This window comes from Mesobacillus sp. (genome assembly GCF_057785455.1).
The window spans coordinates 1-13753 of the sequence record NZ_JBYNSB010000042.1; the positions used below are offsets into that span (position 1 = coordinate 1).

General features: G+C 39.8%; 13 protein-coding genes. 7 read left to right on the top strand and 6 right to left on the bottom strand.

What is annotated here, in order from left to right; all coding sequences use genetic code 11:
* The first annotated feature begins 250 nt into the window (after window positions 1–250).
* Both AC3EBE_RS16515 and AC3EBE_RS16520 read left to right on the top strand, forming a co-directional pair.
* The gene (locus AC3EBE_RS16515) at window positions 251–454 is read left to right on the top strand and encodes a YozQ family protein (protein WP_488596138.1); all 204 of its coding nucleotides are present in this window, start codon (window positions 251–253) and stop codon (window positions 452–454) included.
* Between the two features lie 29 nt (window positions 455–483).
* A complete protein-coding gene (locus tag AC3EBE_RS16520) occupies window positions 484–645 on the top strand; it encodes a hypothetical protein (RefSeq protein WP_488596139.1) in 162 nt (53 codons plus the stop codon).
* Window positions 646–708: 63 nt separating this feature from the next.
* Here AC3EBE_RS16520 and AC3EBE_RS16525 read toward each other — a convergent pair whose 3' ends face one another.
* The 5 genes from AC3EBE_RS16525 to yhfH all read right to left on the bottom strand — a co-directional run bounded on the left by AC3EBE_RS16525 (window position 709) and on the right by yhfH (window position 4984).
* Window positions 709–1740 carry a class I SAM-dependent methyltransferase gene (locus AC3EBE_RS16525; RefSeq protein ID WP_488596140.1) on the bottom strand — a complete coding sequence of 344 codons (1032 nt, stop codon included), beginning with the start codon at window positions 1738–1740 and terminating at the stop codon, window positions 709–711.
* A 732-nt stretch (window positions 1741–2472) separates the two neighbouring features.
* Window positions 2473–2730 (bottom strand): transcriptional regulator SplA domain-containing protein, encoded by a 258-nt coding sequence (locus tag AC3EBE_RS16530; protein ID WP_488596141.1) that lies wholly within the window; start codon window positions 2728–2730, stop codon window positions 2473–2475.
* Window positions 2731–2751: 21 nt separating this feature from the next.
* Window positions 2752–2919 carry a hypothetical protein gene (locus tag AC3EBE_RS16535; RefSeq protein WP_488596142.1) on the bottom strand — a complete coding sequence of 56 codons (168 nt, stop codon included), beginning with the start codon at window positions 2917–2919 and terminating at the stop codon, window positions 2752–2754.
* Between the two features lie 802 nt (window positions 2920–3721).
* Window positions 3722–4597, bottom strand: a complete 876-nt coding sequence (locus tag AC3EBE_RS16540) for a phosphotransferase family protein (protein WP_488596143.1) — start codon at window positions 4595–4597, stop codon at window positions 3722–3724.
* A gap of 255 nt (window positions 4598–4852) precedes the next feature.
* Window positions 4853–4984 (bottom strand): protein YhfH, encoded by a 132-nt coding sequence (gene yhfH, locus AC3EBE_RS16545; protein ID WP_488596144.1) that lies wholly within the window; start codon window positions 4982–4984, stop codon window positions 4853–4855.
* A 336-nt stretch (window positions 4985–5320) separates the two neighbouring features.
* Here yhfH and AC3EBE_RS16550 point away from each other — a divergent pair, with 336 nt between their 5' ends.
* The 3 genes from AC3EBE_RS16550 to AC3EBE_RS16560 all read left to right on the top strand — a co-directional run bounded on the left by AC3EBE_RS16550 (window position 5321) and on the right by AC3EBE_RS16560 (window position 11024).
* Window positions 5321–7480: a PAS domain-containing protein gene (locus tag AC3EBE_RS16550; protein WP_488596145.1), complete on the top strand. Its 2160-nt coding sequence runs from the start codon at window positions 5321–5323 to the stop codon at window positions 7478–7480.
* A gap of 331 nt (window positions 7481–7811) precedes the next feature.
* On the top strand, window positions 7812–9866 hold the full coding sequence (gene fdhF, locus AC3EBE_RS16555) for a formate dehydrogenase subunit alpha (protein ID WP_488596146.1): 2055 nt from the start codon (window positions 7812–7814) through the stop codon (window positions 9864–9866).
* 375 nt (window positions 9867–10241) lie between these two features.
* Window positions 10242–11024, top strand: a complete 783-nt coding sequence (locus AC3EBE_RS16560; protein ID WP_488596147.1) for a 3D domain-containing protein — start codon at window positions 10242–10244, stop codon at window positions 11022–11024.
* A 35-nt stretch (window positions 11025–11059) separates the two neighbouring features.
* Here AC3EBE_RS16560 and AC3EBE_RS16565 read toward each other — a convergent pair whose 3' ends face one another.
* Complete coding sequence (locus AC3EBE_RS16565; RefSeq protein WP_488596148.1) at window positions 11060–11839, bottom strand: hypothetical protein; 780 nt, start codon at window positions 11837–11839, stop codon at window positions 11060–11062.
* A 153-nt stretch (window positions 11840–11992) separates the two neighbouring features.
* On the opposite strand from AC3EBE_RS16565, the gene AC3EBE_RS16570 reads away from it, so the two are divergent.
* Window positions 11993–12748 carry a TraR/DksA C4-type zinc finger protein gene (locus AC3EBE_RS16570; RefSeq protein WP_488596149.1) on the top strand — a complete coding sequence of 252 codons (756 nt, stop codon included), beginning with the start codon at window positions 11993–11995 and terminating at the stop codon, window positions 12746–12748.
* A 134-nt stretch (window positions 12749–12882) separates the two neighbouring features.
* Entirely contained in the window at window positions 12883–13746 is an 864-nt protein-coding gene (locus tag AC3EBE_RS16575; protein ID WP_488596150.1) for a YihY/virulence factor BrkB family protein, read from the top strand.
* Window positions 13747–13753 lie beyond the last annotated feature (7 nt).

Genomic DNA, 13753 nt, shown 5'->3' on the forward strand with positions numbered 1-13753 from the left:
CCCCGCAGGAGCAAAGCGACGAGGAGGCTCAGCGCACGCCCCAAGAAGAATTCGCTCTTGAAAAAGCCGGCATTTGGGCTTTTTCATAATTCTTCAGAGGAAAGCGAAGCGCCTGGAACGAAAATCAACAGCCTAGTTTAACAGAGCTTTTAACAAAAAAAGCGGATATAAAAAAGAGGTTGAATTTTAAAAGTATGCTTTTGCCTCATCTATCAAAAAATAATCTAGGCAGAAGAAAGGAGGGAATTCAGTGAGAAAAGGAGAAGGAAAGAATACTGAACTTGCGGGCCGGACATTTCACACTTCTGATTATCAGGGGCAGGACCAAATTTCGAATGGATTAGCAATCACACATGAACAGGCTAGTGATAGCTATATGGAAGGGGAAATTGGCGGCAAGATAGAACGCTCAGCTGGCTCTGAAGACGAATTGAATAATAGGGGTTACCAATAAGTAATACACATTGTTTGAAGAGAGGGAAGATGATGTCAAACAAAGGCGAGTTTCAATCCCACAGTGAGCAATATAAAATGCCAGAAGCATTAAAAAAAGAGAAAGATTTTGTCTACCGAGTTGGTTACACTGCCAGCACTGGGAACCAGACTAACCAACAGACTGAACCAGGAAAAAGGTCTGATTTATAGATGCAGAAAGGCCCTGATTATTGCAGGGCCTTTCCCGTTTGGATAGAAAGACTTATAAAAGTATCACCGGGGCCGGGCGATAATGCCGTTATGTACTTTGATGTAGCCATGTTTTAGAATATCCATTCCATTTTCGTATAAATAAAGTCCCATTTGTTCAACCGTCATGAGTTCCCGGTAAGTATGGTTCATCACGTCGGCCATGATTTCATAATACAGCTTTGATTTCAACTGGGCTCTAGGTGTAGTCATTATAATATACCCGCCAGGTTTTAGGAATTTCCTGTGCCAATCAATAACCTCTTTTTTTATGCTGTCAGGAAAATGTTCAAGAAGGCCTACGCTTAAGACGATATCAAATTCCTGTTGAAAAGGAAGCCTTCGGATATCTTCAACAACATATTCAGCAGTGAAGTCATTCTTATGGTAGATTTTTTCGCCACCTGTCGCAGGATTGACACCCAGAAAGGGATAAGCTTCAGGAAAATCAGCAAATCGTGTGTCTTTGCAAAAGGGGTCATAGTCTACAAGCACCATTTCACCACCAGGATACAGGGCACTTAACTGCATTGCTTCATAGCCCTCAGCAGCCCCCAGGAAAAGAATCCGGGGTTTAATCAAGTCAAGTCCTTCAAAAAGTGCCCGCTTTCCACGGGGATCCCAAATGCCGTCTTCAATTCTGTGAGCATAATTCCAAAGGTGGATTCTAATTAAATCGCCTATAGCGGATTTCGTATCTTCAAACTTGAATCGTGTAAGTGAGTTTATGAAATTCCTCTTGGTATGATCCATTTCAGAAGGCACATCTTTTACAAACCATTCATGAAAGGATTTATTAAACATTTGCCATGAAATTTCTGGAGGCATGCTTGCTTTATTTTCCTTTTCCCATTCTTTTCTTTCGCTGGCAAGTGAGGTAACCTCGTAGGGCCTGCCAATTTGTTTCCAGGATAGCTGGGACCAGTCATTCACTGAGTTAAGCTTTACGAATTTGTTGAATTCTTTCTCGGAAAATTTTCTGAGATCGATTCTGAATGATGCTTCAAGCCTGGTTCCATTAGGATCAAGGCTAACTCCGGTTTCATATTGAAGCAAATTTTACACCTCGCTTATTATTTTATTTAAGGCTGTTTTAAAAAGGCTAATTTCTATTACTTTGTTGCTAATCTCTTTTTTGAAATCTCCTTCTAAATGTATTTTAAAGAAGACTTTGCAATAAAAATGCTGTTGATTTCCGTTCCAGGCGCTTCGCTTTCCTCTGAAGAATTATGAAAATGCCCAACTGCCGGCTTTTTCATGAGCAAATTCTTCTTGGGGCGTGCGGTGAGCCTCCTCGTCGCTTCGCTCCTGCGGGGTCTCACCTGGCCCGCTTCATCAGGAAGAAGTCTGCGCGCCTTCCACTACAATCAACAGGATTTTAATTCAACATTGGTGAAAGCAACAATCTTTGCACAAACAGGCTTTAAAAAAGAGCCTTTTAAACCAATTCTGTGGTGATCTAAAAAATCCTTCAATATTCTAAAAATACCGAAATTAATAAATGTAAAAAGAAAAATCGCACCAAAAAGGTGCGATTTTCCTGGAAAGAGGATTTGCCCAATTAAAGCTTTCCACGTCGAATCATTTTGTTGGGGGTAAGGGTGCCATTCTTTAGATAGACAAATCCTCCTTCAAGTGCAGAGCCAATGACTAGTTTGGAAGATGCCGATAAAACCTTCATCTGCAATCCCTCCTATAAGATATGGCTTGCATTTGTCCTTTACCCCATCAACAGAGCATGAAACCTTCATTTATTATAAGAGGTAACAATAACCCATTCTGCAGCTTTTAGTTACCAGGGTAATTATAGGGATCGGCCGCATCATAATAGGCTTTCTCTGCTGCTTCCTGAGAGCTAAAGAGTGCATCATCATCCTCGATAACATGAAAGGTTTCGTTCAAGAACAACGCAAGCGCATTTGGATCCTTTGGGTGCTGAACGATTTCGGCAGCCTTAATATTCGAAACAGAGGGGACATGTGGATTTCGGTAAATCACATATACCTCATCACCATTCTTTAAATCCTTTGGGTCTATTGTATCCATAGAGCAACCTCGCTTTAGAAATTATAGATTTTCATTTTGCTGTTTAATTTCATCACCAGTCAGTATGATATTTCCAGCTTCGATGTCACGGTGCTCATCCACAGAGCCGCCAGGAACGAATCTTTGATTCGGTGTATATGTAGCTTTCAGTGTCTTTTCCTGATTTTTCTCACTCTTATGTTGGTCCATTGCTTTCACCCCCTGTTTAATAGTTTTTGTATAAGGTTATACAGTTATTCGTACAATTAGGAAAGTTGATTTTGACACGGATTTGTCACAAAAAGGTGGTTTTACTGCATTCTGTAGTTGGTATAATAAAAGTGTAAAAAGAATTCTAACATCTTAGGAGGCTCAACCAATTGTGTCCGTTCCGTAGTGAACGAGTATAAGATTATTCCTATTCAATTCTTGTAAGCGATTGCAAGGTGCTGTTTTAGCATAGTGACTAGCCTCAATAGCATTTGAAAGGTGTTATACCTGATAAGAGGTAATAATCAAAAGGGGAAAAACTGAAACTCAGCTTATGCTGTATAACGGTACGCTGATTGGAGGTTTTTCACCTAAAGAATCTGTTAACGTCATAGTTATCAGATTTGGATAAAGACCTCAAATCCTTCCCGGGAAGAACTGTATCAGGATTGTTCTATCGCCTTTTGAGCGAAAAAGCTATGTTAGGCCAGTTTGACATTTAAAAATGAATGCTATAAGAACAGCATTAATCGTATATCTTGCTTACAGAATTACAGGGAATATGAGTCTCTCGGTGATTATACCGAAAAATGTGTTTGTAAAGGATCGCCATAAAATCAGGTAAAACCTTTTTATGGATAGATACCTTTTATGCGGAACAAGCACACATCGGCTATAGTAATGAAGATCATACAACTAAATAGCTCCAAAAAAAGTTTTGGGCTGATGCTGGTTGGGTCTCCTAAGATGTTAAAAAAGAAGCTCTTGTATGGAGCTTCTTTTTCTTATTTTTTGTATACAATTATATATAATCCTGAATGCCATTCCTTAATGCTGCTTCATCACCATTTTCTATTCCATGCAGTGCTTCCTGCAACGCAAAAGTACTTCTGTAAAAATAAACTCTATCCTTTATCTGCTGGCCACCCGGATAAAGCTCTGTACATATATTAAAGAAATCTTCCCCATAGCTGGATAATAAGCCAGCAAAATCATAGGCAGGATCTCCTTGTTGTGATCCCCCAAAATCTATGATTCCAGTGATTTCTTCCGTTAGTGGATCCCATAAAATATTGGATGCTCCGAAATCTCCATGAATCAAAGCTGTAGGAGTACTTTTAGTCTTCTGTTGTTCAATGAAAAGCTCAAACCTTTCTGATACTGATTCGCGGGATATTGGACTAATTAAAGGGAAGATGTTGTCCTTTAGCTTATCATATAGGATTTCAACTGCCCGATGAGGTCTTTCCGCGTTTTCTTGAATTTCTCCAGGAAGATCATCAGTTGGAATTGAGTGGAGCTCATATAAGAAGTTAACGAGCTGAGAGGCAATTCTCTCCTTAGATTCTTTATCTGTTAGGCTAAAATCTTGGTTCCACATAGGTTGACCTTCAATCATTTTATAGCCGGCAAATGCCTTTCGAGGATTCTTATCTTTAAATGAATAATAAATTGGATATGGAATAGGAAGAGTGATGCGCTGTTTTATTGTTTTTAATAAAGTAACCTCCCGTTCCAAGTCGGAAATTCCTTTAAAATATTTGGGAAAGCGAAAAACATACTCATCGTTCACTATAATGACATCATTATTTTGACCATTCTCATTCCTCACAGCCTTATTAATCGCTAAATCAGGTGAAAACTTGGCTATGTGCATTTTTAACTCTTCAGTAACCATCTATAATGCTCCTCTGTTTTATATTTCCTCTTATAAATAATGAATAAATTCCTGTTCTGAAATTTATTTTAAGTTAAGATCTTTTCCTGTACTACTAAAAAATTAAATGTTCTGTTTAATTGATTTGCCGAAATGTATACACTGTGAACGAAAGTCTGCAGCTAAAGAAACTAGAAAAACAAAAAACTGCAGACAAGCACGATTTTCATCGAGATCGTCTACAGTTTGGGGATGCTAATCTTAAAGGAGCTGTATTTATTCTTCTCTTTTGGACAGGCAGCGATCGCATTCCATTAAGTAAGATTCAGCTTGCTCATGCATTCTTTCACCACATTCAGGGCAAACCTTCTTTGGTAAATTGCGAAAAAACTCAACCGGACTCATCATGAATAATCATTTCCTCCTTTTATAGTACAATTTATAAATTAATTAACCTGTTATAGTACAGTATAAACATTAAAAACAGAATTGTGTAGCCTTTTTTTGAAAATTTTTTAAAATGTGTTTTTGTACCCGATATAGGAATTGAATCCGGGACATACTTACCAGTTGAAAACGGTTTGTTTAAAAAGCCCTATACAGTGGGAAGGAAAGAAAATAAAAAGAAAAAGTCAAGCCATTAAAAGTGACAACTTTATTACAAATTGTTTAATAAACACTTTTAATCGAGACAGTTTTAACATACAATCGAAATGAAAACTTTAAACGGGGAATGATGCCTTAATGGATAATGCAGAATTATCCTATAATCCAATTTTATTATTAGTTGCCATATTGCTGACAGTAATGTCTTCTTATACAGCATTGGATTTATTTAGTTTGATTAAGTCCTCTGACAGGAATAAAAGATTTCTTTTCCTCGGCGGAGCTTTTTCACTGGGGATTGGGATATGGGTGCTAAACTTTTTTGGCATGCTGGCAATGGACTTGAACCGGTCTGTGACCTACCAAATTCCGATCACAATACTTGCGATTATACTGAGTATCTCTTTTACAGCAATTGCCTTTTATATTTTGACTGGTAAAAAGGTCACCAAAGGCAACCTGTTCACCGGTAGCTTTTTTATGATGCTTTCTGTACTGGTGGTCCATATTCTTGGCATGTATTCAAGAAAACTGGAATTCAGTTACCAGACTCCAATATTGATTATTGCATTGGCAATTGTAATAGGTTCTTTTTATTTCTCTTTTTGGCTGCTATTTTCAGCAAAAGGCTTTTCACAAATGAGTCACGGGTGGATTAAGCCTTTAAGCGCATTGGTTGTGACAGCTGCCATTGTCGAGGGACATCTCCTGCTTACCAGGGCATCTTCCATTTATCATATGGGTGGTGCAGTGGCACAATCTGCTTTGCCTGAATCGCTGCTTAGCTATTTAATCATTTTTGTCTCTGTTTTGATCCTGGCTGGTTTGATTGGGTCTAGTGCACTTGTCAGCAAGCGCCTTGCAGTTACGGATACAAATTTAAAAGATATAACTGATGCATTAAATGCATCAGCAATTGTAGCAATAACAGATCCAAAAGGAAATATTACCTATGTCAATGACAAGTTTATAGAGATTTCGAAATACAGTGAAGCTGAACTGCTGGGTGAAAATCACTCGATTCTCAACTCCGGCATTCACCCAAAGGAATTCTTTAAAGAAATGTGGAAAACCATTGGCGCAGGGAAGGTTTGGAAAGGTGAAATACGGAATAGAGCAAAGGATGGATCCTATTACTGGGTTCACACCACTATCGTTCCTTTCCTGAACAGCAAAGGAAAACCATATCAATATGTTGCGATACGTTCAGATATCACACAAAGGAAGGAAGCCGAGGCGAGCCTGAAGGAAACGCTCAAAGAAGTAACCGATATAACATTCGCCCTCGATCAATCTTCCATTGTTGCCATTACAGATGAAAAAGGAGTCATCAAAAGCGTTAATGATAAATTTTGTGAGATTTCCAAATTTAGCAGGGAAGAATTGATCGGCCATGATCATAGTCTTCTTAATTCAGGCTTACATTCCAAGGAATTCTTTAAAAACCTATGGAAAACAATTGGATCCGGCCAGGTATGGAAGGGTGAAATCCGCAACAGAGCAAAGGATGGGTCTTTCTACTGGGTTGATACCACCATTGTTCCCTTCCTGAATGACAAAGGGAAACCTTATCAATATCTCGCAATAAGAAATGATATAACTGAGAAGAAAAAATCTGAGGAGATGCTTCATCGCCAGGATAAATTAGCTGCAGTGGGACAGCTCGCCGCCGGGGTGGCCCACGAAATACGTAACCCGCTCACATCAATGAAGGGTTACGCTGAATTTCTTCAGCTAGATGAAGAAGATCCGCAAAGGCAGGAATTCTTGGGAATTATCCTAGATGAAATTGACAGGGTCAATAATATTGTGGAAGAATTCATGGTGTTGGCTAAACCGAAAGCTGTTGAACTTGAAGAGCGGAATATTGTCTCGATCGTTCAGAATGTCGTATCGATGCTGAAATTCGAAGCCAGGAAGAGAAACGTAAAACTGTCCTTTGAAGCCGATGCTGAAATCCTTCAGATTGAATGCGATGAAAACAGGTTGAAGCAAGTGTTCCTGAACTTCATTAAAAATGGTATTGAGGCTATGCCAAATGGCGGCGATTTAACAGTGAAAACTGAAATCCAGGATGGAAACGTGCTAATATCAATAAAGGATACAGGTGTTGGAATTCCGCCTGACACTTTGAAAAAAATTGGTGAGCCATTTTACACTACCAAGAAGAATGGAAACGGGCTGGGCTTGATGGTAAGCTTTAAAATTATCGAGAGCCATAACGGAAAAGTATATATCGAAAGCGAGCAAAACAAAGGAACAACCTTCAAAATTCTGCTTCCGGCTAAAACAGCATAAAATTGGAAAACAAGACAGGCCAAGGCCTGTCTTGTTTTATTGTGGGCATGTATTTTTTATATTGATGATCGGTTGTTTTTTCTGTGGTGTTAATTCAGCATTGGTGCGTCAATAATCTTTACGAAAACAGCCAAATTTTTCCATATTCCTTACTCAGGCTAATAACATGGATTAAAGATTTGACTTACTAACCCTGTATATGTATCTTGTCGATAAAATGTTGATAAAACGACAAAGTTTTCTTAGAAAATTCCAACATCACTGGCAAATTTTAGACTACTATGAAAGTAAGTAAGCTTTAGATAATAAAATGCCGGGAGGGGATATGTTTATGGTCAGCCAGGTTAAAACGGTTTGTGGTTATTGTGGAACAGGCTGTGGTCTTATCTTGGAAGTGGAAGACAACAAAATCATCAAAATAAGAGGAGATAAAGAAGCGCCGGTCAATAAAGGCCAGACATGTGTAAAAGGGGCTTTTGCCTACCAATATGTTCATGCACCTGAAAGGCTTTCTTCACCTATGATCCGCAAAGCGGGGAAGCTTGTAAAGTCAACATGGGAGGAGGCATACAAGTACATTGCTGATAAATTGTCAGCAATCAAAGCGGATTTCGGACCTGATGCGATTTCTATGTTTGCTTGTGCAAGGACAACGAATGAGTCAAATTATATTACGCAAAAATTCATGAGGGCAGCGATCGGCAGCAATAATATTGATGGCTGTAACCGAACGTGACACGCTCCTAGTGTCGCCGGTCTGGCGACTATTTTTGGAAGCGGTTTCCCGACTAATACGCTTGAAGATATTGATGAAGCAGAGGTGCTACTGCTTATGGGCTCCAACACGACTGAAGCCCATCCAATCATCGGCAACAGAATTAAAAAAGCAACAAAGGCCGGATTAAAGGTCATTGTCATCGACCCTCGAAGAATTGATATAGTCAAGTCTTCCCAGAAGCATTTGCAAATCCAGGTAGGAACCGATATCGCCCTTATAAACGCCATGATCCGGGTCATCATAACAGAGGGATTATATGATAAGGGATTCATAGGGAGACATACCGAAGATTTTGATGCTTTGCTGGCGAAGGTTGACAGGTATACTCCAGAATTCGCATCCGAAATAACAGGCATTGCTGCTGATGATATAGCAGAGACCGCTAGATTGTATGCATCCTCAAGCAAGTCCATGATTGCTTATACACTGGGAATAACAGAACACCACTGCGGTGTGAATAATGTATTTGATATCGCCAATCTTGCACTGTTAACTGGGCATATTGGCAAAAAGGGATCAGGCATCATGCCTTTGAGAGGGCAAAACAATGTTCAGGGAGCCGGGGATATGGGCTGTCTGCCAAACCAATTAACAGGTGCCGTCAGCTTATTGACTGATGAATACCGTTCTCGATTTGAAGACGCCTGGAATGTGGAAATCAGCCAAAAGGTTGGGGATACCCAGACTAGGACTTTTGACAAGATCGAAACAGGTGAAATCAAAGCACTTTATTGTATAGGAGAAAATCCTCTTCTTGCTGATGTTCACATGAACCATACAAAAAAATTATTAGAAAAGCTGGACCTTCTTATTGTACAGGATATATTCATGACAGAGACTGCCGAGCTTGCAGATGTTGTTCTTCCAGCTAAATCGTGGGGGGAGGTAGACGGAACCTATACAAATACTGATCGGAGAATCCAGCGTGTACGCACTGCTGTTAACGCTCTGCCTGACATAAAGGAAGATTGGGAGATTCTATGTGAGCTTTCCAAAAAGATGGGGTACAAGATGGATTATGAATCCAGTGAGGAGATTTGGGATGAGGTCCGAAAGCTTGCCTGGGAGATGTACGGCGGAATTTCATATTCGAGATTAGAGGAGCTATATGGCATCCATTACCCTTGTCCGGATGAATCGCACCCAGGAACCAAAATTCTTCATGAAAGGTTCCATATGGAAAGCGAAAATCACAGAAAATCAGGATTTGTGCCGGTAGGCTATACGCCCCCTTTAGAGCAGCCGGATGAACAATATCCATTCACGCTGACTACTGGGCGGAGGTATGAATCATATAACACGCATACTCAAACTAGACATTATGCAGCAGGAGTTAAAATAAAGCAGACAGAGGAAACACTCGATATCCATCCTGATGATGCAAAGAAGCTAAATATAAGTGATGGAGAAATGGTAAGAGTAAGTTCCAGGCGCGGCACATTGACGGTCATGGCGAAAATCACAGAACAAGTTGTTCCGGGACTTGTTTTTATGAGCTTTCACTGGTCAGAGGTCCCAACCAATGTATTGACCCTGAATGAATACGACCCAATTTCCGGAACTGCAGAATTTAAAGCATGTGCAGTAAAGATTGAGTCTATAGCATGATGATGAAGCTAAAACCTCTTGCGGGTTTTAGCTTTTTTTTGATGTGGTATGTAAAATTGCTATCAAGAAATGAGTAAGAATCTTAGTGGTAAAAACAAGTTTAAAGTCATAATCATAAGATTTCGTAAAAAAAATGCATTCGAAAGCAGATGGGAAATAATGGTTAAAAAGTAAATACATAGAACAAAATGTAATTTTTAAAAAAATTATTGATTAAAAAGTAATATATTATCTGAATATTAAGAAAAATAGTCATATTCTCGTTATATTCCTGTTATTCTCGTAATGGAATTTAAATCTGACTGTTCTTTTTCTCCGTGAAAATTATGTTACGATAATCCACGTTAGAAAAATTAGCCGATGGGAGGCAAACAAATGAAAAAGTCATTATTATCATTGGTTGCTGCTGCGGCAATTTCTGGAGCTGCCGGCGCACAAGTACAGGCTGAGGAAATCGTCGTACATAAAGGAGATACTTTGTGGGGTCTTTCAAAAACATACGACGTCTCAGTTGAATCCATTAAAAAATGGAATAACCTATCTAGTGATGTGATTCATCCAAACGAATTGCTAGAAGTTTCTCCTATTAAATACGTACAGGTTAGAGAAGGAGATACACTCTGGAATATTGCAAAAGCACACGGAGTATCCGTAAGTGAACTAAAGCAATGGAACAAATTAACGTCTGACCTTATCCGTCCAGGGTTCAGATTAACAGTATATACAAATATGCCGGCTGAAATGAAATCTAATGATACATCCGTTAAGACCGCTGCAGCACCTGTGTCTGCGCCTGCGAAGGAATCTGCAGTTCAGGAAAAGTCAGTTACGACTGCGAAAGCAACGCCAAAACAGCCAGCTGCAGCTTCGAAGGAAATAGTTGTAGAAGCAACGGCCTACACCGCAAGCTGTGAAGGATGCTCGGGCATTACAAAAACAGGTGTGAATTTAAAAGCGAATCCTGATGCCAAGGTTATTGCCGTCGATCCTTCAGTAATACCATTAGGTTCGAAGGTTCACGTGGAAGGCTATGGATATGCAACAGCAGCTGATATTGGAGGAGCCATTAAAGGCAACCGAATCGATGTGTTCGTACCGGAACAGAATGATGCAATCGCTTGGGGCAGAAAACAAGTTAAAGTGACAATTGTAAATTAATGCGAAAAGCATTGGCCGTTGAGCCAATGCTTTTTTTATTCTTCCCTGCGTTCTGTGATTTTAATCCTTTTCTCTTGGAGCATTTTCTTTTGAGAAATATTGGGCATGATAAGGCTGAGGAAAAATTGGGTTATTTTTGAGTATTGTTCTTCTATTTTATTTAATACAGCATTTGCTTTTTGGGATAAGGAAGTCTTGATATCAGTTAGCTGGCCAGTGATTGTTTCGCCTAAAGCATCCTGCTTGCCCAAGCGCTCCATGATTGTTTGATGGAATATTCCCTGCAAGTCAGCTTGCCTAGCCATCAGTTCATGAAGCTCTTCCTGCTTTTTTGCCTGTATGACGAGGGCCGTGGTAACGTCTTCGTATTCGAGCAGTTTTCGGTTTAAACTCTGGATCATTGACTCCTGATGGGCAAGCTGATCAAGTATAGCCTGACTTGTTAATTCCTTGCTCAAAAAGTTTTTAGCGAACTGTTCATGCATTTCCTCAAGCTTTACCAGCTTCTCATCTATTCCAGTAGTGGATTCCTGTTGTTCGTAAATATTTTCAATTACTTTTTCAGACAAATTTTCCTGCCTGGCAAGGACAGAGGCCAATTCCTGGAAATGTGTGTGCTGTTCTTTTCGTGATTTGGTTAATGTTTCATCAAAAGATGAAACAGTCCCTGTTAATTGAGTATTGATTTTCTGCTGCTCGTGTAAAAGTTCCTGTAAAAAATTCAAATGGTATTTATCCTGATTCTGATACTCTTTTATTTCTTCAGGCTTCTGAAAAACCTGTGGTGAAATACGTCCATTTACAAATAAAGGCATAGGCACCACTCCCTGTTGAAAGTTTTCATATATAATATGAAAACAATTCCAAAAGTGGTACTAGCGGAAAACATAACACTTATTACCTTTTATTAAATACCGCTTATTGCAGCAAGCTAAGAAAAACCGCTATTTAAGAAAGGAGCAGCTGATATGCTTACAAACGGGCAGCTGTCGGCATTCAAGGCAGAGCTTCTCAAAAGTAAAAAGGACCTTCAATCCCACCTTGACGAAAATGATCACTTTGATTTAAGGAGCGGGCATTTCCATGAGTCGATGGGAGAGCTTTCAAGCTATGATAACCATCCGGGGGATGAAGGAACTGAATTATACGAAAGAGAAAAAGATATCGCTCTAAATGATCATGTCGAATACCAGCTTCAGAATATAGATAGGGCATTACAGGCTATTGATAAAGGAACATACGGGAAGTGTGAGGAATGCGGGCGGGAAATACCTGTAGAGAGACTGGAAGCAATTCCGGAGACCACCTTTTGTATCGAACATACACCTGACCGCACGGTTTCCCATAACCGTCCTATAGAAGAAGGCGTTCTTATGCCGCCTTTTGGAAAATTCGATCTGGATAATAAGGATGAAAATGTGGCATTTGATGCTGAGGATTCATGGCAGGAAGTTTCCAGCTGGGGAACATCGGAGTCTCCATCAGATTTTATGACACCACAGGATCATTACAATGACACATATATAGAATCTGAAGAAAATGTCGGTTACGTCGAAGACTTTGAAAATTTTGTAGGTAATGATATTACAGGCAAAGAAATAACGGTTTATCCGAATAAGCAGCACGAAAAATATGAAGCTGAGCTGGATCAGGAAGGAATCATGACTGCATTTGGAGATCTTCCTGCCTATGAACATGACCCTTACGTTGAAGATGAAAAATAGTCAAGAAAGGACCATTTCCCTGAAGTGGTCTTTTTTTTGTGGGAATTTTACTGGTTATATTTATGATGATTAGAAATACCCTTGACGGGGAAAAGACAAGCATACTTAAAGACCATCGAGAGGTGAGGCGTAAATTGAAGGACAAAATAATATATTATGGGAAAAGCCTGTTAGGCGAATTAAAAGAAGACCGTGCTACTGGATTGGCAGCACAGCAGGCATATTATTATATGCTAGCTTTATTTCCAATGCTGATTCTATTAATTGCTATCGTTCCTTATTTAAATATCGACCCTCAAAAAGCAATTGATGTCATAAATAAATTGCTTCCTTCCGAATCTGCACAGCTGCTGAAAGACAATGTCATCAGGCTTGTTAGTGAACGGCATGGAGGATTACTGACATTCGGTATTATCGGAACGATCTGGTCGGCATCTAATGGTATGAATGCGTTCATGAAGGCGATGAATATCGCGTTCGATGTTGAGGAAACTAGATCCTTCATCAAAGCTCGGCTTGTATCGATCCTGCTGACAGTCGGATTGATCCTCGCATTTGTGGTTGCGCTTTTGCTCCCTGTGTTTGGGAAAGTATTGCTCGATTCCATACAGTCATTTATTCATATCCCAGAACCATTTGAAATAGTATTCCGCATTGTTCGCTGGGTTGTAGCGTTTGTTGTAATGGTAGCAGTGATTGCGGGTCTTTACCGTATTGCACCAAACAAGCATTATCCTTTCAAGCATGTAATTCCAGGAGCAGTCTTTGCTACGGTGGTTTGGCAATTGATTTCACTCGGTTTCTCTTTCTATGTGAGTAACTTTGGCAATTATTCGGCAACATATGGGAGCCTCGGCGGTGTCATTGTGCTGATGCTATGGTTGTTCCTGACGGGACTGGCACTTGTCCTTGGCGGGGAAATCAATGCCATCTATCACCGTGAGAAGTCGGGAGAGGAGCCTGTTGACAACAAAAAAACGATGTCAGCGAGAGGCTAAAATGGGC

Bases quoted from the DNA above. Each gene is read 5' to 3' on its own strand.
- AC3EBE_RS16520 (WP_488596139.1), top strand. From the start codon at position 484: ATGATGTCAAACAAAGGCGAGTTTCAATCCCACAGTGAGCAATATAAA.
- AC3EBE_RS16530 (WP_488596141.1), bottom strand. From the start codon at position 2,730: ATGGATACAATAGACCCAAAGGATTTAAAGAATGGTGATGAGGTATAT.
- AC3EBE_RS16535 (WP_488596142.1), bottom strand. From the start codon at position 2,919: ATGGACCAACATAAGAGTGAGAAAAATCAGGAAAAGACACTGAAAGCT.
- AC3EBE_RS16540 (WP_488596143.1), bottom strand. From the start codon at position 4,597: ATGGTTACTGAAGAGTTAAAAATGCACATAGCCAAGTTTTCACCTGAT.
- yhfH (WP_488596144.1), bottom strand. From the start codon at position 4,984: ATGATGAGTCCGGTTGAGTTTTTTCGCAATTTACCAAAGAAGGTTTGC.
- AC3EBE_RS16550 (WP_488596145.1), top strand. From the start codon at position 5,321: ATGGATAATGCAGAATTATCCTATAATCCAATTTTATTATTAGTTGCC.
- AC3EBE_RS16560 (WP_488596147.1), top strand. From the start codon at position 10,242: ATGAAAAAGTCATTATTATCATTGGTTGCTGCTGCGGCAATTTCTGGA.
- AC3EBE_RS16565 (WP_488596148.1), bottom strand. From the start codon at position 11,839: ATGCCTTTATTTGTAAATGGACGTATTTCACCACAGGTTTTTCAGAAG.
- AC3EBE_RS16570 (WP_488596149.1), top strand. From the start codon at position 11,993: ATGCTTACAAACGGGCAGCTGTCGGCATTCAAGGCAGAGCTTCTCAAA.